The organism is Bacillus sp. GC_Bacil_1 (genome assembly GCF_026540675.1).
Taxonomy (GTDB): domain Bacteria; phylum Bacillota; class Bacilli; order Bacillales; family Bacillaceae_G; genus Bacillus_A; species Bacillus_A cereus.
Genome location: NZ_JALNUG010000016.1, coordinates 56,311 through 74,536 on the forward strand (window position 1 = coordinate 56,311; position 18,226 = coordinate 74,536).

The following is an 18,226-nucleotide window of genomic DNA, read 5'->3' on the forward strand; positions in this document are numbered from 1 at the left end:
GAACCTTCACAAGATTCTTCTTTTCAAAATGAACGAGTTCCCTCTAGAAACCCCAATTATTTTCTTCAATATAAATTTGATATTCTTCTACTTCTTCTTCACTTAACTTCTTATTATTTTCATATACCTCTTGCCACTCGAAATAATCTTCATCGAAATAAACAGCAAATTTAATTTTCACGTTTTTCTTCTCTGTATAATCATAGCCAGTAAACTCTACTACATCATAATCTTTTTCTTTCTTCACAAACTTCCAGGTTGGATTATCAGTCATAATCTCTAAAGTAACCCCTTCACCAGTTGAACGAACAACGTTTTTAATATTCGGCTCAGTTGGTAAAAGAGAAAGTCCGAGCATAGCTCCGCCAAACACAATCCCGACTATAACTTGTAAACCAATCATACCAGCTACACTAGCGCCACCCTTAGATTGTAAGAAATACGCCTTCTCATGATCAGACGCATCTTCTCCCTTACGAAAAACACGAACAGCCTGCTTATAATATAAACGGTTTCCTTGCCATCCAGTAAATATCATCATTCCTAATTGAAGAGCTAAACTAAATGTTACATAAATCCCCTCTGGAATATCTATAAAAGGGGTTATAACTATACTAGGTATAGCCAATAACGCAAATATAATAAATAACTTATACATTTTGCGATAAGCTAACCAAAAGGTCGGGAAGAAAAAGGCTACCCAATTCCATGTATTCCCTTGCGCAGGGTTTTCTACTTTACTCCACTTAAAATCATAATAAGCTGTATTCTTTTGAACAACTTTATGTAATTCTTGTGGAGAAATCGTTTCTTGTAAAACAGTGTCCTTCACGTACATCATCCTTTTCTTATTTCTATATACATTTATTGTATATGGACAAAATGAAGGAATCTAACAAAAAGTACACATATTTCATAAAAATGAACGGAAATCGAATATATTCCGACAATTATCCGTTTCTTATTTCATTTTACTTTTAAATATATTAGAATACTTATGAATGATACGTTTAATACACTAAGTTAATCATTTTGTATATTTGATAATAAAAATGTTTCACATGAAACTATTTATATTTTGTATTACCTTGCCTCTACACAATGCGTATAAAGCCCTTTCTACTTACTACAAAATACGAAAGACGCCCTTTTCAAAAAGGCGCCTTTTTATGGTTGAAAATTCAATAATAAATAAAACGAATTATTTAATAAATGAATCCCAATTGGAACGAGTAAATTCTTCGTTTTCTTATATGTGTATGCTAAACATATACCCATACCAAAAATATATAAAATACTACCTACTGTAAGGGGATGGCCAAAAGTAAATATGAAAGCACTTATAACGGCACTAGTAAGTGCAGAAAAGCGCTGGGATAATTTCGTAAAAAACATCCCCCGAAATAAAAGTTCTTCCCAAATCGGTGCAAAAATGGTGAGCACAACTACATATAAAATGATTTCACTTTTAGTAGGCTTTATTACTATACTAGACTCGTCCACACCAATCCCATGTGGTAAAACTAAATTTAATATTGCAAGATATATAAGCATTACAATCGCTGTCATTACTATCGTTACATAGTGTTTAAAATTATTGAATTGTAATGATTTTATTAAATGTAAGCAGCAATTTCTTGCCGGTGCATACATTACGATAATCATACAAAACGTGAAAGGTGGAATAAGATGATCTACATACCATGGATATAAGGAAGAATCATATAAAAGGTTCAAAAAACCAATTCCATGCATGACCCCAAAAATAATTAATAGAATGCTAATTACTTGGCGCATACTCATTTGTTCATTCTTTTCTTCATATGTAGCTAATTCTATATTCATCCTATCCCCTCCAGTATAATTAAACCTTTTAAACCATTATATACCAAATCCAACATAAAAAAAGACAATACACCCCACTGTATTGTCCATTTTCGTCCCTACCATTTCTCTCTACACGTCTCAATTAAATGCAGTAAGTACCTCTTCGTCATATCTGCTCTTCTCCACCTTGAGAGCATTCGCTTTTCTTTTGGATTGTGCCGTATTCTCGCTACTTCTTTTAATAAGAGCTCCCATTCTTCCGCTGAACGTTCTGACAAGTATTGCAATCCTCTATCTTTTGAAACGATTGTTTTATAATCTAGTGTATATAAAATACGTCCCATCGTAACGACAGCTGATTCTACCCACTCTTCTATAAAAAATAAATATGGCTTCTTCGCCTTTTCACTCCAGTACTGTTCTACGTTGTATTTCATCGTATTTACTACATCATTCCATTGTATTTGCAGCGGAAGATCTTCTGCTTCTTTTCCTGTAACTGTAATGCCTTGATTTTTCAACGTCCACCATGTGACCGCATTAATGTCCCAATGACCAACATTAGCTTTACCATCTGCACAATACACGTACTCGTTCATTTCATCATTGTATTTCCCTAAGTCAGCAAGCGGAATATACATACCGTCCATTCTTTTACCTAGCGTATTATCACTAAGTTTATTATGTAGTTCCACAAGCTGCTGTTTTTCAGCTTCATTCACGGAATCATTTATCACTGTAACAAAATCAACATCGCTCGTTTCTGCATAAAATGCACCAAGTGCGATGGAGCCGTAAATATATACCCCGACTATTTTTTCATCCAAAAAAATTTCTTTTAATTCTACTGTATACCGCTCCATTAACTGTTGTACTTCCGTTGGTAACGCATGCTTCACTCCATTTTTCATATCTATCCCTCCAATAAAAAAAGCCTTTGCAAATTCGCAAAGACTTCTTGTTTTATAAATATTTCTCGATTTCTTCGTAAACATCCTTCAAACGAGGATTTCCTTCTCCAACAATTTCTCCATTTACAAGAACGACCGGATAAAATAAATCTTCTTCCACTACGCGCTCTGCGAATGCTTTTTTATCTGCATCTTCTTGTTCTTCTTGGAAATCGATATACTCGAAATTAAATTTATTTTCTTGTCCTTCATATTTACGACCAATTGCCGCTTGTAACCATTCAAACGTTTCTGTTGAAGATGGCATTCCGACGCAGCTCGCACAAATTACTTTCGTCCCATACACTTGAACATTAACCATTTCTTCTCCCCCACTTCTTGTTCCAACAGTATATTCAGATGTCTTATTACATAAGCACATCATTTTACAATCTTATCCCATACCCCTATACTGAAAAAACACGATACAATATTTCGACAATAAAACAAGAAGAGAAAAAATAGATTTTCCCCTCTATCTTGATTATAATAAAACTGATGAAAGGAGTCGATAAAAATGGAAAACCCACATATGCAAGAACAAGTATTAGAAGTATTAGATAAATTACGTCCATTCTTACTTCGCGATGGCGGAGACGTTGAATTAGTAGACATTGAAGAAGGTATCGTAAAACTACGCCTTATGGGTGCATGCGGAAGCTGCCCAAGTTCTACAATCACACTAAAAGCTGGTATCGAGCGCGCGTTACTTGAAGAAGTACCAGGCGTTATCGAAGTAGAACAAGTATTTTAATCTAAAAGCGGAAGCGGCTCGCTCAAAATGTGAGGGGGATGGAGCTTCTGACATAGAGGCGCTTTTTGCCTCGGCGGAAGAAGCGAAGCCACCGAACATTTTAGCCGCTGGAGCTGGATATTAATCTAAAAGCGGAAGCGGCTCGTTCAGAATCGCCTTCTAAAAGGAGACCAAATTTGGTCTCCTTTTTTTATTCAAATCACATTTATCCGTTAACATCATAAAACAAAATTGGAAATCCTTCTCAAAAAATGCGATAATTAATACTATATAGTGAATCGTTCACACATATACAGTAAAAAAACATAGGGGGACGACAGATGCCAAAAATGGGGAACACTTTTGTAACAATTCAAGAACTAGAAAAGAAAAAAGAGTATTTATTAGGCCTTTCATCCGTTATACCAACATGGAATACAAGCTATCAATTTTTATTTAAAGAAATCCAGCAAGAATTATTGGGTAAAGTAAATGAAAAGCTCGAAAGGCATCAATTCGTTTTAAATATATGTACAGATCAGCAGGTAGGGGCATAATGTATTACATAAAATTGTGGTATATAAAAAAGAGACCTCACTCGGTCTCTTTTTTATATTTTTAAGATAGCCAATCTAATTTTCTAATCCCGAGCTTATCTACTGGTAAACGAAGTGAGCCATAAAAATGCTTCATAAATTGCTCTGAGCGGTTCACATCGTGTAAAATGGCTTCTAAGCGATCTCTATATATGCTTTTTTGTTCTTCGTTTCCAGTTTGGTAATATCGTTCGACCGTTTCAAAATAGTGAAGCGGGAACAGGAGCCTTGCAAATAATAAGCGCCAACCAAATGAGGACAGCGAGTAATTTCGTTCATAATCTGTAACAAATTGAACGATTGTTTGATCCCAGTCTTTCTTTTTTTCAATCATCATATAGCGAATCCATTCTGCTATATCTCGAGTTGGGTGATCATACACCCAATCAAAAGGGAGTTTGAGACGCTTCGTTTGATGCCATAATAAAGGTGTGAATCGTTCTTGGCAAATTGTCGCTGCATCCGTTAGTTGCGGCGTATCATCCATTTCTGTATCAACAACATATTGAATGGCATTTTCTGCAACTCCTAAGTAATACGGGAAGGATTCAATAAACAATTGATCGAATACGTCTGTAGGGTGGTTCATCACTTGCGATTGCCAAAACTTTTCTAACTGATCGAGTCTCTTTTCCCATAACGCTTTCCATTCACCAATGCGGCTTAATTGCTCGATTTCTTCTGGAAAGAATGCACCTCGTTTATGGAATATAGAAAGTTCATTTCCTAATGACATAGCATGTCGTTCTAACGTGCGCATACCTTTTAATAAGCAATAATTTTGTTCTTCTATCTCACTTACATAGTAGCCGTGTATAGTCGGAACGAAAGTCGCTACAGTTATATCCCCTTGCTGGTTCATATAATCACTGAGCTTTTTCATCTCTACAAGTACTTCTTCCTCCATTTCTCCAATTGGAACAAGTACATAAATTTTGTTGCGAATCCAAAAGCTTTTATAGGGGCCAAGGGGGATTAATTCTTTAACATGCATGTGATAATGCTCATAAATATGCTGAATCATCGCAGTCGCCACCTATGGTTTTTCTTTATATATATGAGCTTGTGCTCGCCTTTCATTCCTATGCACATGATAAAGCAACGAAACGTATACAAATACTAAAAAGAAAAAAAGGTGATAAACATGAAAGAATCAAATCAACTACAAGAAAGAGCATTACAACTATTACAAGAACGCGGTGTAACAATTGACGATATTGCTGAACTTGTTCATTTTCTTCAAAAAAAATACCATCCAAATTTAGAGATGTCAGAATGCCGTTACAATGTAGAACGTGTACTATCAAAACGTGAAGTACAAAACGCACTGATTACAGGTATCGAACTTGATGTCCTTGCTGAAAAGGGAATGCTAAGTGAACCGTTACAAGATATTGTAAAACGTGATGAAGGCTTATACGGAATTGATGAAGTTATCGCACTTTCTATCGTGAACGTGTACGGCTCTATCGGTTTCACAAACTTTGGATATATTGATAAATTAAAACCTGGTATTTTAGAATACTTAAATGATAAATCAACTGGAAAGGTGCACACGTTCCTTGATGATATCGTTGGCGGAATCGCTGCCGCTGCATCAAGTCGTTTAGCGCACCGAGCTGAGCACTCAGAATAATAATGTTTTCTAGGCCGTCAGTTTCATGCTGACGGTCTTTCGTATTCCATAAGCATAAATTCTCTTCCGCGGCTCAAAAAAATAAGCCCTTGCTTAAATCCGATATTTTTATATAACGTAATCGCTCTTGTATTAAATGTTGCTACACTTAATCGAAACATTTTCGAATTAAATTCCTTAGCAGCAAACGCTATTCCAGCTTGGAAAAATTCTTTCCCCATTCCTTTCCCAGTTAACGCCGGCTTCATACCAAGTCCGATATCAATCACATCTTCTCCACCATATAAATTAGCATCTCTTCCACCTGGTACTTGTGCATTTTCTCCAAAACAAAAATAGCCGATGAACTCTCCTTGATCGTCACAACAGCCATAATAAGTTCCATCTAATAATTCTTTTATTACTTCTTTCTCGCCTGAAAAACTATATAAATTATATGGTTCCTCGTACGCCCACATATTTATCTCATTTGCTTCTTCCTCTGTTAACTTATGTATATCCACTTTCTCTTTCCCCCTATTATATTTCTATTAACAATATTCGATATTCATCTTATAATTCATCTTTCTCAATATGTTTTTTTAATTTACCGCTTTATTTTAATGGAAGATTTTTCTTATTATGTTACGATTAAACAGAATCATTATAAATAAGGTGGTGACAATTTGAATTACTTTTCTTATCTCTCCTCAGAAGAACGGCAAAATTTTTTCTATAAAGAACCTCTTAGTTTTTCAAAAAATATAGGGAAAGAACAACTAGCTTACGCACTAGGCGCTACACTATATACTCCTGGCACGAAAGAAACGATTGCGGAAGATATAATTAGAAGGAAACATGTGGATGCTATCTCAATTATTCTTTGTCTAGAGGACGCTATAAGCGATGAGGAAGTAAAACTTGCAGAGCAAAACATCGTCGTTCAAATACAGCAAATCGCTAACTTAGTCAGTGCCAACATACTAAATCAAGCAGACATCCCACTTCTTTTTATTAGAGTTCGACAGCCAAGTCAAATGAAGAAAATTGTTACTGAATTAGGTAGTGCTGTTCATTGTTTATGTGGTTTTGTCTTTCCAAAATTCACACCGATTAACGGAAAGACTTATATCGATCAGCTTGCATATATAAACGAGTTATACTCATTATCGCTATATGGCATGCCGATTTTAGAATCACCCGAAATTATGTATAAGGAAACACGGGCAGAATCATTATTACAAATAAAGGATTTACTAGATTCTTATCACGATTACATCTTAAATGTACGTATTGGTGCTACTGATTTTTCAAGTATATTTAGTATTCGGCGCAATAAATACACACCTATCTATCATATTACTGTTGTCCGTGATTGTATTTCAGACATTATTAACGTTTTCTCAAGGGCAACAAATGAATATATTATTTCAGGATGTGTATGGGAATATTTTTCTAATGATCATGAAGAAGGGCTTATTCAAGAGGTATCACTTGACCATGCAAATGGCTTAATCGGAAAGACAGTTATTCACCCATCTCATATTAAAGTTGTACAGGCAATGCATATCGTCACAATGGAAGATTATTTAGATGCGAGATTAATTTTACAAAATGCAGATACGTATAATGGAGTGCTAAAAAGTAGTTTTTCTAACAAAATGAATGAAGTAAAACCTCATTATGGCTGGGCTCGCAAAACCATTTTAAAATCTAATATTTACGGGGTGCTACATGAAAACAAACAATTCACCGATCTCCTTATTGCAAAAGCAAAGCAACACGTATAACGTTTTAAATAATATACAAGTTCATGTAGAAGTACGTGATAATCCATATAATTTAGCGCTAGACAATCTTTTTCAAATGGCTGCGAGAATAAATAAGAAACGTAGTTTTTTATTTGTGAGTACAATCCTTGGAAAGCATCTTCCTATTAAACCTGCAGTCTCTCTATCAAGTGGAGTTGCTCTCGCTGCAAGATATATGGAAATACTACATAATATTTCTCATCCATTTCAAAAAGAAATTTTAAATCTCATTTCATTAGAAATTGATGAAATCCCAGAGGAAGTATTTCGTTATCAATATCCTCTGCAAGAAGAAGTTTTGTTCATCGGATTCGCTGAAACAGCGACATCACTTGGTCATTCTATGTTTCAATGCTTTCAAAATGCAAAGTATGTACATACAACTAGGGAATCGATACCCCACCTAGAATCTGTCATTACATTTGAGGAAGAACATTCTCATGCAACATCGCACCGTTGTTATGTAGATGAAAGCTTTTTTCAAAACAACAATCCAATTGTTCTCGTAGATGATGAGATGACAACAGGAAAAACAGCATTAAATATTATTAGATCTATTCAAAATAAATTCCCACGAGAAGAATATATAATTGCTTCTTTATTAGACTGGCGTTCTCATACTAATAGAAAACAATTTAAACAATTAGAAGAAGAACTTCAAATTAAGATTCATGTTATTTCTTTATTAGAAGGCAGTATTCATACAACTGGCCAACCATTGAATATTTCAAAAACAGATATTCAAATTGAAGAAACAAAACCTGATTTCAAAAAGCATACCCTTATCTGCCCAACATCACCCTATACATTAAATTATATAAAATATACCGGGCGATTCGGCATTTCAGCATATGAACAAAAGCACATTCATTCTTTCGCTCAAGAAGCAGGAAAAGCTTTAAAAAGAGAAAGAATGGGAAAACGAACACTCTGTCTCGGAACGGGTGAATTTATGTATATCCCAATGAAAATTGCTGCTGAAATGGGTGAAAATATTTTATATCAATCTACAACGAGAAGCCCTATCCATCCTGTTTCAAATGATGTGAACTATGCCATTCATAATCATTTCTCATATCCAAGTCCTGAAGATTCTACTATTACAAATTACTTTTATAATATTTCACCTCATGATTACGATGAAGTATTTGTTTTTATTGAGCGTGATTTAGGAGAAGAAGCCCTGTTTCCTCTTCTACAGCAGTTACAAACAGTTATTCCTTTTATTCATATCGTCTCATTTTCAAATAGCATAGAAAAGGAAGGTTGATAATTATGGTAAAAGTAAATTCTCATATTAGTAGTTATGATCCAAATGATGCTATTTTTCTATTAAAAGATATTAGTAATTTAATGAAAGAAAGTTCCACAGAAACTAGAGAACAAGCAATTCAAGCTGGCACACATTATTCTGAAATGTTACCAATGGAATATAAACCATCTAAAGCGTATATGGATTTATTCTTTTCTTCCCTGCAACAATACAAACACAAACTAGCCATCGCTGTTGGAGTTGTCGCCGAACAAATTATACAGACTAAAGGAACTAACCTTGTCCTCGTTTCATTAGCTCGTGCTGGTACACCTATTGGCATTCTTATTAAACGCTACATACGCTATCAATACAACCTTGATGTACCTCACTATTGTATTTCTATTGTTCGCGGACGCGGTATTGATGAAAATGCACTCCATTATATTTTGGAACATCACCCTAAAGAAACAATTCAATTCATTGATGGATGGACTGGGAAAGGTGCAATAAAAAAAGAATTAGAATATGCCGTACACACATTTAACGAACGAAATAATACACACATTTCTCATTGTATGGCTGTGCTTGCTGATCCCGGTTACTGTACTTCAATTTACGGTACACGTGAAGATTTTCTTATTCCTAGCGCTTGCTTAAATGCAACTGTCTCTGGACTAATTAGCCGCACTGTACTAAATGATACCTATATCGGTCCAAATGATTTTCATGGTGTTAAATATTATAAAGAGCTAGAGCAAGAAGACTTATCAAATTTCTTCGTTGATGAGGTAACAGATTTATTCCCTTCTGTTCATTCTCATATAGATAATCAATTACGTTATATTACTTCAACTTACACTGATCCCTCTTGGCAAGGATTAAAAGATATACAGTCTATCCAAAATCACTTTGAAATTGACGATATTAACTTAATTAAACCAGGAGTCGGTGAAACAACTCGCGTATTACTCCGGAGAATACCGTGGAAAATTTTAATACGTAAGCAAAACAATCCCGATTTAAAGCATATTTTACTTCTTGCTAAAGAAAAGAATGTCCCTATTGAACTCTATGAGAATATGGCTTATTCATGTTGCGGGCTCATTAAGCCTCTTAGGAAGGAAACAATATGATTTTCGCCAGTGATCTTGATCAAACGCTTATTTATTCCCGGAAATCGTTTCGTGCCCCTATAGAAGATGAATCAATTCAACTCATTGAAACTTTAGATGGAAAAGAAATTTCTTTTATATCACATAAAACCATTTCACTACTAAAAAAATTACAACTGCACTCACATTTCATCCCAGTTACAACAAGAACTATTGAGCAGTTTCAGCGGATTGCTTTATTCCAAGACGAAATCATTCCCGAATACGTCATTACAAGTAATGGCGGTAATATCCTTCATAACGGGAAACAAGATGGTACTTGGAACAGGACAGTAAAAGAAAGACTATCGGTTGAATGTATAGAGAGAAACGACATACTAAAGGAATTTGGACAAATAGCTCATAAAGATTGGGTTATATCACAAAAAACAGCCGATGATCTATTCCATTATTGCATTATTAAACGGGAGAACATTCCTTATGATGAATTATCATCTTTCACTTCCTGGTTAGACAAACAAGGCTGGAATCATTCACTTCAAGGTAGAAAGCTATACTTTGTACCAAAACCAATTAATAAATGGGACGCCGTGCAATATATAAAAGAAATTTTGCAAATAGATACGATTATTACAGCTGGGGATTCTTTACTTGATTTATGCATGCTTGAAAAGGCGAACCATGCCTTCGCACCACTTCATGGTGAGTTAGGGGCAATGCATGATAACTTACAACCCCATATTTTAAAAACAGACGCAATCGGCATATATGCCGCAGAAGAAATCGTAAATAAATCACTTCAAATTATTCACAGTTCATTACCTACCTCATGATCATAATATGCACAATTGCATACGCACCGCGATTAAACAGATGGTACAATTTATTTGAATCGCTGTTGCTACACTTCTTGATTAAAGAAAAGGCGTTAACACGGAAATTAGCGTCTTATCAACCTCAAGCAATTGGCACATTTTGTCATCTTAAAAGACACTCGAACGAGTGTCTTTTTTTCTATATCCAACAAGGACTTACTCATTTCAAAGTATAAATACATAAAATAATGTAAATCATTACACGCATGAATCACTTTCTAAAAGTTATAAAGTAGATTCAAAATAAAAAAAGCACTCTTAACTAGAGTGCTTTTTACTTTCAAACAAGGAGGCTACATATATGGATAGTACTCTCGTATTTAACTTTGGCATTGGTATTGTTATCATTTTATTCGTCTTCTTTGTACTTTGTATGAGCGGGGTATAAAAAGGCGATTTTCGAGCGTCTTTTTATACATACATATGTATTACTTGACTTCTATAAAAGTAGTAACCATAATAGTTACAGATATACAAATAGCTATTCACATATCCACAAATAGGAGGAAGAACAATGAAACATGTAATCGTTTATGCACACCCAAATACAGAAAGCTTCAACCATGCGATTTTAGAAACGGTAAAACGTGAATTAGAAGAAAAAGGTCATGAAGTACGCGTTCGCGATCTATACGAATTAAACTTCAATCCAGTATTAGGCGCTTCCGATTTCATCTCATTTTCTCAAGGAAATACACCCGAAGATATTAAAGAAGAACAAGAGCATATCTCTTGGGCTGATAGCATTACATTTATTTATCCAGTTTGGTGGGCGGGACTTCCTGCTATTTTAAAAGGATACGTTGACCGTGTGTTTAGCCATGGATTTGCTTATGCTTACGGTGAAAACGGCATTGAAAAGTTATTAAGCGGTAAAAAAGGATTGTTATTATCTACAATGGGTAATACGAAAGAGGCATACACAGCAGGCGGCATGTTTGATGCAATGAAGAAAACAGCGGATGTTGGTATTTTTGACTTTACAGGTATTGAAACACTTGAGCATACATTCTATACAAGTGTCCCTTCTGTGGATAATGATGTGCGTAAACAATATCTTGAAGAAGTAAAAGACGTTGTGAATCGTGCATTCTAATAAAATTATATCAGCGATTTTTTTAATATATCAGCGCAACTCAGATTATATCAGCGATTTTCTAAATATATCGGCGTAACTCAGATTATATCGGCGATTTTTCAAATATATCGACTTACCGACAAAAATCGACACTAGTCACAACGAAATAAAAAAAGCTGTTCCAAAGTTTGGAACAGCTTTTTTCATTACATCTTCTCAATCCACTCCGTCAAGTTATGCACAACTTGCGTCGGTTGAACTTCGTATTCTGTTAACTTCTCCACAGTTGTGACTCCAGTGTGGACAAGAAGCGTATGCATACCAGCATTTACTCCTGCTAAAATGTCTGTATCATAGTTATCCCCAACCATTAATGCTTCATCTTTTCCTATACCAAGAACTTTTAAAGCTTGTTCCATAATGATTGATTCTGGTTTTCCGATAAAGATTGGATCCACACCTGTTGATACTGCTACAACCGATGTTAATGAACCGTTACCTGGTAATAACCCGCGCTCAGTTGGGATGGCAATGTCCCCATTTGTCGAAATAAACGTTGCGCCATTACGCACAGCAAGACACGCTTTTGCTAACTTTTCATATGTGATGTCACGATCTAAACCAACAACAACGAAATCAGGATTTTCATCCACAAGTTCAAATCCTTTTTCCACAAGTGCATCGTGTAAGCCTTCTTCACCAATCATATATACAGTTGCATCTTGTTTACGTTCATAAATGAAGTTCGCAGTCGCCATACTCGTTGTGAATACTTGCTCTGCTTTCGCTGGAATATCGAAACGAACAAGTTTTTCTGCCACTTGTTCTGGTTTACGCGTTGAGTTATTCGTAACGAATAAATAAGGAATGCCGCGCTCTCCTAAAGCTTTTACGAAGTCGCTCGCTTCTTCAATTTGTTCTTCTCCGCGATACATCGTACCGTCTAAGTCAATTAAGTAACCTTTATACATCATTATGTCTCTCCTTCTATGCTAACGTTCTCACCTATCATACCACTCTTATATTACCCGCTTTTTCCAAAGAAAAAAACGCTTTACCTTAAAGCGCCCCATAACGTTCATTTTTTCTCTTTTATTTGGTAAGAACAACTACAATCGCCCTCGCACATGTTTGCTAGCGTTTTCACTTCTGCGTTCGTAAATAAACGATTATACATCTCTTTTTCATCTTCACATACTTGCGGGAATCTCTCTGCAATTTCTTTTAATGGACAGTTTTGTTTTTCAATTACGAAAGAGTTCTCTCCATCTCTCTTTATTTGAACCATATAACCATTTTTCTCTTGCATAGCTGCTATCTCTTGCACTTTATATGCTAAATTCTTTTGATTACTTACTCTCTTTTGCAACTGTTCTTCCATTCGCTTCGTTCTCTCTTTTAAAACGTAACGAAGTATTTTTTCATCGCCCATTCGAGCTAAATCTTCTAACATATCAATCGCAAATTGCTTATACTCTTTCGGGAATGTATCTTCTCCCTTTTCACTTAATCCATACAAATAAGTTGGTCTTCCGACATGTTGCCTTACCATCTTAGAATAAATGAGTCCGTCTTTCTCAAGATTACTTAAATGTCTTCTGATTGCCATTTCTGTAATCTCTAAAACGTCAGCTAGTTCAGCTACTGTGTGCTCTCCCTTTACTTTCAACAATTGTACAATCTCGTCTTTCGTAGTACGTGCTTCCCCCATACTTCACCCTTCTCCCTTTTCTTTCTCACATACAATATAAGATCCCCAAAAGGCATTCTCTGGGGATCTTATAAGCATAATTATTCTGGTACAAATGCAGATACAGGTCCTAATTCCTTTTCTAAATAACTGCGAATATTTGCTGGGTATTTTTCTACCACTGCAATATGTTTTTGAATCGTCTTATATAATTCGTCATGATTCATTTGAATATAATCTTGCGTAAGCATCTTTCGAAGAAGGATAATTTCTTTCATCCCTTGTCCATCTTCTTCACTTATCACTCGCTCGTCCATTAAAATATCAATAATATCTTCATAGCTTCCTGGATCGCGCATAATAAATCCATCAATCATCGCATTTCCTACATCTAATACAGTATCAATAATCAGATGGGCTATGCGCTCTAATGCGTAAAATTCAAACTCGGTTTCATATATCTTTTTCTCTTGAAATGTACTTGTTGCTCGTTCTAAACATACTAGCATTTGTTCTATTTTCTTTCTGTCTACAAAATACATGAATGTCACCTACCTGGAAATTAAAGCATTTACATTTTAATTGTAACGCTTTCTTCTGAAAAAATCGACAATTTTTCGAATTCACCTTTTCTCCGTTATTTGTTATAGTTATATTTGTATGATTTTTGAAATTGGAGGAATGGAATCTTGGAACGTGAACTCGCACTAGAAATTGTCCGTGTAACAGAAGCAGCAGCCTTAGCATCCGCACAGTGGATGGGCCGCGGAAAGAAAAATGAAGCAGATGATGCAGCAACTACAGCAATGCGTGATATGTTCGATTCAGTAAACATGGCAGGTACAGTTGTAATTGGTGAGGGAGAACTTGATGAAGCACCGATGTTGTATATTGGTGAAGAACTAGGAACAGGTAACGGTCCGGAAGTAGACATCGCCGTTGATCCATTAGAAGGTACAAACATCGTTGCAAAAGGTCTTGCAAATGCAATGGCAGTTATTGCAATCGCAGACAAAGGGAACCTTCTTCATGCTCCTGATATGTACATGGAAAAAATCGCGGTTGGTCCAAAAGCAGCTGGTAAAATTAGCTTAGATGATCCAATTGAAAAAACAATTGAAATTGTAGCAGAAGCTAACAATAAAAAGATTCGTGACCTAACGGTTATCGTTCAAGAACGTGAACGTCATCAAGATATTATTGACCGTGTTCGTGCAAAAGGTGCACGCGTAAAATTATTTGGTGACGGTGATGTTGGTGCGTCAATCGCAACAGCACTACCTGGAACGGGTATCGACTTATTCGTAGGTATTGGCGGAGCTCCAGAAGGTGTTATTTCTGCAGCAGCATTAAAGTGCCTTGAAGGTGAAATGCAAGCTCGCTTAGTTCCAATGAACGAAGAAGAAGAAGCTCGTTGTCGTGAAATGGGATTAGAAGACCCTCGTCAACTTCTTATGTTAGATGACTTAGTATCTGGGGATGATGCAATCTTCTCAGCAACTGGTGTATCTGCTGGTGAGTTATTAGACGGTGTTAAATTCCTTGGCGGAGATTTAGCTGAAACATACTCTATCGTAATGCGTTACAAAACAAGAACAGTACGATTCATTAAAACACATCACCATTTAGATCATAAACCACACTTAAACTTAGATATTTAATAAAGGAGCCATGTGTATGGAAGAACGTTTCTTTCTGTACGACGACACTGTCGCTACAAAAACTCGTTTCGTTAGCTTTATGGGAGAAAATGAGCGTCACGATTTAGCGCTTTTATACTCCGATCGTCATTACGGTAAAACAATTGTACTTGATATGCAAAGTAATAAATTTGCAATTATCGGTGCTGACGATTTAAACGAACCAGGCTACTTAGAGCACGCATTTTCTATGACTGAAGAAATTGCAGAAGAATTACGCTCATTTTTATTTGAACTTATATAATTTATCGTATGCACCAGCTATTTTAGCTGGTGTTTTTCCGCCTTCATTATTCCGAATTTTCAGTATTATATGTTATAATGAAGAATAAATCTATTTGGATAGAAAGGACGTTATCTACGTATGCCAACATTTACTTTGTAATGGACCAGCAATTGGATAGCATTACTCTCAAAAAAGCACCACGCTTTTTCAAGGGAGTAGTCTGCCCATTCCCATTACAAAGGAACGTATTGCATCTGTAGTATGATGTTTACGGAGGTTCCTCTTTGGGGAACCTCCTTTTATTTTTGTCTTTTTCTCATGTCTTCATACTACAAGACATCCAAATAGCTGTATTACGTTTCTTTGCCACTACTATAAGAGGTGAAGGAAAATGCAGAAAGTACAACTTTCTTGGAGTTTATATGAAAATCAGCAACACACAATCGAAAAATATTGTAAAAATTGCGGACGTACTACCCTATTTACTGATACGAATATTCGTAGGCATAACGCCAATGGAAAAAACATATACCGCTTTGCCATTTATAAATGTTCGAAAGATCATACGTGGAATCAAAAACTGCGTATTTATAAATCATTTACTGATCACGTTGAAACGATTGATATGACTCAGCAAGATCAAACAGAAACAAGTACTACTATTTCTATTACGCAACATAAAGAAAGTGGCGTAGCTGAAATCACGATCGTATTAGATATCGTTTTCGGTTCCCACCGCATTGATAAAGCCTTATCCACATATATTTCCGACTGGAGCCGTACACGCATTGTGAATAAAATTAAAAATGGGGATATTCAATTAAATGGACAACAAATGAAACCAAATGCAATACTTTCTGAAGGCGATCATATCTCGATTTGTTTATAAGCGAGAATATGTAAAAAATCCTCTTACAATTGTAAGAGGATTTTTTTATTTCTTCACTTTTCGTAATACGAAGTGTGCACAACCGAAGTTACAGTACTCGTATAAATACTCCGTTAACGTACTAATTTTCGTATCATATGTCGCACGTTGGTTACTATCATCAAAGAATCCTCGCAGTCTAAGTTGCTCATATCCCCAGTCTCCAACGATATAATCATATTTATTTAAAATTTCTGCATAGCGCTCTTTAAATGCTTCTTCACTAAAACCGTCACGAAAGTTTTTAATTACTTCGTACTGAACATTATTAATGCTCACCGTAGCATGAATCTCTTGCTCTTGCTTTTGCTCCATCATTAACTTCCTCTCTAAGCATTCTTCTTTTTATCGTATCACAAAGCATAACAACCAACAATTTCAAATACAAAAAATTGCAAAGTAGTACATGCTATGGAGAAGGAGGTGATACATCGTGAAAAAACAAATTTTACTTTCCCTTCTCACTCTTTCCTTATTTGCAGGCTGCCAATCAGCGAACAAAGCTGAAATGGAACGTGAAGAAGGAAGCCGTGTTCTTGTTTCCAATAAAAACGACATGTATCATACGGAAAATACAAATACAAGACTCACAAGAGTCGGTTATTCTTCTAAACAAAAGCATGAAGTATCTAACAAACAAGTAGGGGCCATTAATCGCGAGAAAGTCGCTGAAATGATTACAAGCATGACAGTCAAACTTCCTGACGTTACAAACGCTGCTACACTCGTTACCGATGATGAAGTATTTGTTGTATACCGTGCAAACACAACGGATCCAAAACTCGTAGCAGATCAAGTATATAAAACCGCTTTGTCCATCGTCCCTCGCTATTATAAAGCATATGTATCAACAGACCAAAAGTTGATTTCTCAAATTCAAGGGCTTCAATCTGGCGCATTAAATGATACAGAATATACGCAAAGCCTCGATATGCTAAAACGTGAAATGAGTAAAAATCCTCATTTGAACAATACGGGGGATCAGACTTTAAATAATATGATTAAAAAGTAAAACAGGTGGAGAGAACCTCCACCTGTTTTACTTTTTATTTTTTATTACGATCCGCATAAATCTCCATCGCATCACACATAAACTGCGCTAACCCCTCGCCAAACTTATCGATATTTTTCGTAAAGCGCTCATCAGCGACGTACATTTGACCGAGTCCCTTAAAAGCGTCTAATGAATAGTGACTAAAGTTTTGCAAGTAATCGTACCATACTTTGATAGCTGCCTGCGCCTCTTTAGAATCTGGTGCATCGTGTCTAAGCGTTGCTAAATTTCTATAAATAGCATTAAACTCCTCTTGGTTCTCTTTTGACATACCTTTTGCATATTCGTTCGCTTTATCTACAGCTGCATCTCCCCATTTTTCACGTGCTTCTTCTTCATATGGGTTATGGCTGAAATCGAATCCTTCAAATTTCTCTTTATTCGTCATTTCAATCTCTCCTTTTGTATGCTGAATTGTTTTATCAATCGTCGCAATCACCTTATCTAATCTGGCACGCTTTTCAAGAAGCATCTTCTTATGAAGCTGTAGTGCCTCTTCGCGATCAAATGATGGACTCATGATAATCTCTTTAATTTTCTTCAAAGGGAAGCCAAGCTCTTTAAAAAACAAAATTTGCTGCAATGTCTCTAAATTTTCATTGGAATACAGACGATATCCAGACTCTGTCGTCTCGTCTGGGGTTAACAACCCAATTTCATCGTAATGATGCAGTGTGCGCACACTAATTCCAACTAAATCAGCTACTTCTTTTACTCTCATTGTCATTTGTATCTCCCCCTTAGTACATACGATAAAGTATGACGCAACGTTAGAG

23 protein-coding genes are annotated in these 18,226 nt (G+C 35.7%); 12 read left to right on the forward strand and 11 right to left on the reverse strand.

The features are described 5' to 3' along the window. Window positions 1-43: 43 nt before the first annotated feature. From OXT04_RS21945 to OXT04_RS21960, 4 genes are all read right to left on the reverse strand, one after another. Entirely contained in the window at window positions 44-841 is a 798-nt protein-coding gene (locus OXT04_RS21945; RefSeq protein ID WP_139213310.1) for a DUF2628 domain-containing protein, read from the reverse strand. Between the two features lie 326 nt (window positions 842-1,167). Then, window positions 1,168-1,845 (reverse strand): CPBP family intramembrane glutamic endopeptidase, encoded by a 678-nt coding sequence (locus OXT04_RS21950; RefSeq protein WP_001019400.1) that lies wholly within the window; start codon window positions 1,843-1,845, stop codon window positions 1,168-1,170. Window positions 1,846-1,943: 98 nt separating this feature from the next. Then, window positions 1,944-2,738: a nucleotidyltransferase domain-containing protein gene (locus OXT04_RS21955; protein WP_002094185.1), complete on the reverse strand. Its 795-nt coding sequence runs from the start codon at window positions 2,736-2,738 to the stop codon at window positions 1,944-1,946. Window positions 2,739-2,790: 52 nt separating this feature from the next. Further along, window positions 2,791-3,099: a YuzD family protein gene (locus tag OXT04_RS21960; RefSeq protein ID WP_000248588.1), complete on the reverse strand. Its 309-nt coding sequence runs from the start codon at window positions 3,097-3,099 to the stop codon at window positions 2,791-2,793. A 195-nt stretch (window positions 3,100-3,294) separates the two neighbouring features. Between OXT04_RS21960 and OXT04_RS21965 the strand changes: the two genes are divergently transcribed. Together OXT04_RS21965 and OXT04_RS21970 are read left to right on the forward strand one after the other, a co-directional pair. Next, the gene (locus OXT04_RS21965) at window positions 3,295-3,531 is read left to right on the forward strand and encodes a NifU family protein (protein WP_000431159.1); all 237 of its coding nucleotides are present in this window, start codon (window positions 3,295-3,297) and stop codon (window positions 3,529-3,531) included. 320 nt (window positions 3,532-3,851) lie between these two features. Next, on the forward strand, window positions 3,852-4,067 hold the full coding sequence (locus OXT04_RS21970) for a hypothetical protein (RefSeq protein WP_001125507.1): 216 nt from the start codon (window positions 3,852-3,854) through the stop codon (window positions 4,065-4,067). Between the two features lie 61 nt (window positions 4,068-4,128). Here the strand turns inward: OXT04_RS21970 and yutH are convergent, their stop codons facing one another. Further along, window positions 4,129-5,130: a spore coat putative kinase YutH gene (yutH, locus tag OXT04_RS21975; RefSeq protein WP_000614216.1), complete on the reverse strand. Its 1,002-nt coding sequence runs from the start codon at window positions 5,128-5,130 to the stop codon at window positions 4,129-4,131. A gap of 120 nt (window positions 5,131-5,250) precedes the next feature. Here yutH and OXT04_RS21980 point away from each other — a divergent pair, with 120 nt between their 5' ends. Further along, window positions 5,251-5,742 carry a phosphatidylglycerophosphatase A family protein gene (locus OXT04_RS21980; protein ID WP_000665103.1) on the forward strand — a complete coding sequence of 164 codons (492 nt, stop codon included), beginning with the start codon at window positions 5,251-5,253 and terminating at the stop codon, window positions 5,740-5,742. Between the two features lie 23 nt (window positions 5,743-5,765). Here OXT04_RS21980 and OXT04_RS21985 read toward each other — a convergent pair whose 3' ends face one another. Beyond that, the gene (locus OXT04_RS21985) at window positions 5,766-6,245 is read right to left on the reverse strand and encodes a GNAT family N-acetyltransferase (protein ID WP_000351141.1); all 480 of its coding nucleotides are present in this window, start codon (window positions 6,243-6,245) and stop codon (window positions 5,766-5,768) included. 162 nt (window positions 6,246-6,407) lie between these two features. Here OXT04_RS21985 and OXT04_RS21990 point away from each other — a divergent pair, with 162 nt between their 5' ends. From OXT04_RS21990 to OXT04_RS22010, 5 genes are all read left to right on the forward strand, one after another. Beyond that, on the forward strand, window positions 6,408-7,511 hold the full coding sequence (locus OXT04_RS21990) for an HpcH/HpaI aldolase/citrate lyase family protein (RefSeq protein ID WP_001106090.1): 1,104 nt from the start codon (window positions 6,408-6,410) through the stop codon (window positions 7,509-7,511). Beyond that, on the forward strand, window positions 7,456-8,802 hold the full coding sequence (locus OXT04_RS21995) for a phosphoribosyltransferase family protein (RefSeq protein WP_061660697.1): 1,347 nt from the start codon (window positions 7,456-7,458) through the stop codon (window positions 8,800-8,802). Before OXT04_RS21990 ends, OXT04_RS21995 begins: the two co-directional genes overlap by 56 nt. A gap of 5 nt (window positions 8,803-8,807) precedes the next feature. Continuing rightward, entirely contained in the window at window positions 8,808-9,920 is a 1,113-nt protein-coding gene (locus OXT04_RS22000; protein ID WP_097997729.1) for a cysteine protease StiP family protein, read from the forward strand. Further along, window positions 9,917-10,732 (forward strand): HAD family hydrolase, encoded by an 816-nt coding sequence (locus OXT04_RS22005; RefSeq protein WP_065229514.1) that lies wholly within the window; start codon window positions 9,917-9,919, stop codon window positions 10,730-10,732. The genes OXT04_RS22000 and OXT04_RS22005 overlap by 4 nt, the downstream gene beginning before the upstream one ends. Window positions 10,733-11,288: 556 nt before the next feature. Continuing rightward, window positions 11,289-11,870 carry an NAD(P)H-dependent oxidoreductase gene (locus OXT04_RS22010; protein ID WP_097924584.1) on the forward strand — a complete coding sequence of 194 codons (582 nt, stop codon included), beginning with the start codon at window positions 11,289-11,291 and terminating at the stop codon, window positions 11,868-11,870. A 188-nt stretch (window positions 11,871-12,058) separates the two neighbouring features. Here the strand turns inward: OXT04_RS22010 and OXT04_RS22015 are convergent, their stop codons facing one another. From OXT04_RS22015 to OXT04_RS22025, 3 genes are all read right to left on the reverse strand, one after another. Continuing rightward, window positions 12,059-12,823, reverse strand: a complete 765-nt coding sequence (locus tag OXT04_RS22015) for a TIGR01457 family HAD-type hydrolase (RefSeq protein ID WP_000276470.1) — start codon at window positions 12,821-12,823, stop codon at window positions 12,059-12,061. Between the two features lie 107 nt (window positions 12,824-12,930). Beyond that, the gene (locus OXT04_RS22020; RefSeq protein ID WP_000503349.1) at window positions 12,931-13,563 is read right to left on the reverse strand and encodes a helix-turn-helix transcriptional regulator; all 633 of its coding nucleotides are present in this window, start codon (window positions 13,561-13,563) and stop codon (window positions 12,931-12,933) included. An 80-nt stretch (window positions 13,564-13,643) separates the two neighbouring features. After that, window positions 13,644-14,084 carry a DUF86 domain-containing protein gene (locus tag OXT04_RS22025; protein WP_000274010.1) on the reverse strand — a complete coding sequence of 147 codons (441 nt, stop codon included), beginning with the start codon at window positions 14,082-14,084 and terminating at the stop codon, window positions 13,644-13,646. Window positions 14,085-14,231: 147 nt separating this feature from the next. On the opposite strand from OXT04_RS22025, the gene glpX reads away from it, so the two are divergent. The 3 genes from glpX (at window position 14,232) to OXT04_RS22040 (ending at window position 16,357) form a co-directional block, all read left to right on the forward strand. Then, window positions 14,232-15,203: a class II fructose-bisphosphatase gene (gene glpX, locus OXT04_RS22030; RefSeq protein ID WP_000439090.1), complete on the forward strand. Its 972-nt coding sequence runs from the start codon at window positions 14,232-14,234 to the stop codon at window positions 15,201-15,203. Between the two features lie 16 nt (window positions 15,204-15,219). Beyond that, entirely contained in the window at window positions 15,220-15,486 is a 267-nt protein-coding gene (locus OXT04_RS22035) for a DUF3055 domain-containing protein (protein ID WP_000392611.1), read from the forward strand. 373 nt (window positions 15,487-15,859) lie between these two features. Continuing rightward, on the forward strand, window positions 15,860-16,357 hold the full coding sequence (locus tag OXT04_RS22040; RefSeq protein ID WP_098255370.1) for a cytoplasmic protein: 498 nt from the start codon (window positions 15,860-15,862) through the stop codon (window positions 16,355-16,357). A 45-nt stretch (window positions 16,358-16,402) separates the two neighbouring features. Here the strand turns inward: OXT04_RS22040 and OXT04_RS22045 are convergent, their stop codons facing one another. Next, window positions 16,403-16,714 carry a YutD family protein gene (locus OXT04_RS22045; RefSeq protein WP_000970508.1) on the reverse strand — a complete coding sequence of 104 codons (312 nt, stop codon included), beginning with the start codon at window positions 16,712-16,714 and terminating at the stop codon, window positions 16,403-16,405. A gap of 115 nt (window positions 16,715-16,829) precedes the next feature. Between OXT04_RS22045 and OXT04_RS22050 the strand changes: the two genes are divergently transcribed. Beyond that, window positions 16,830-17,408, forward strand: coding sequence for a YhcN/YlaJ family sporulation lipoprotein (locus OXT04_RS22050; RefSeq protein WP_000744131.1), 579 nt, complete (start codon window positions 16,830-16,832; stop codon window positions 17,406-17,408). Between the two features lie 34 nt (window positions 17,409-17,442). Here OXT04_RS22050 and OXT04_RS22055 read toward each other — a convergent pair whose 3' ends face one another. Then, window positions 17,443-18,177: a MerR family transcriptional regulator gene (locus OXT04_RS22055; RefSeq protein WP_000178777.1), complete on the reverse strand. Its 735-nt coding sequence runs from the start codon at window positions 18,175-18,177 to the stop codon at window positions 17,443-17,445. Between the last annotated feature and the right edge of the window lie 49 nt (window positions 18,178-18,226).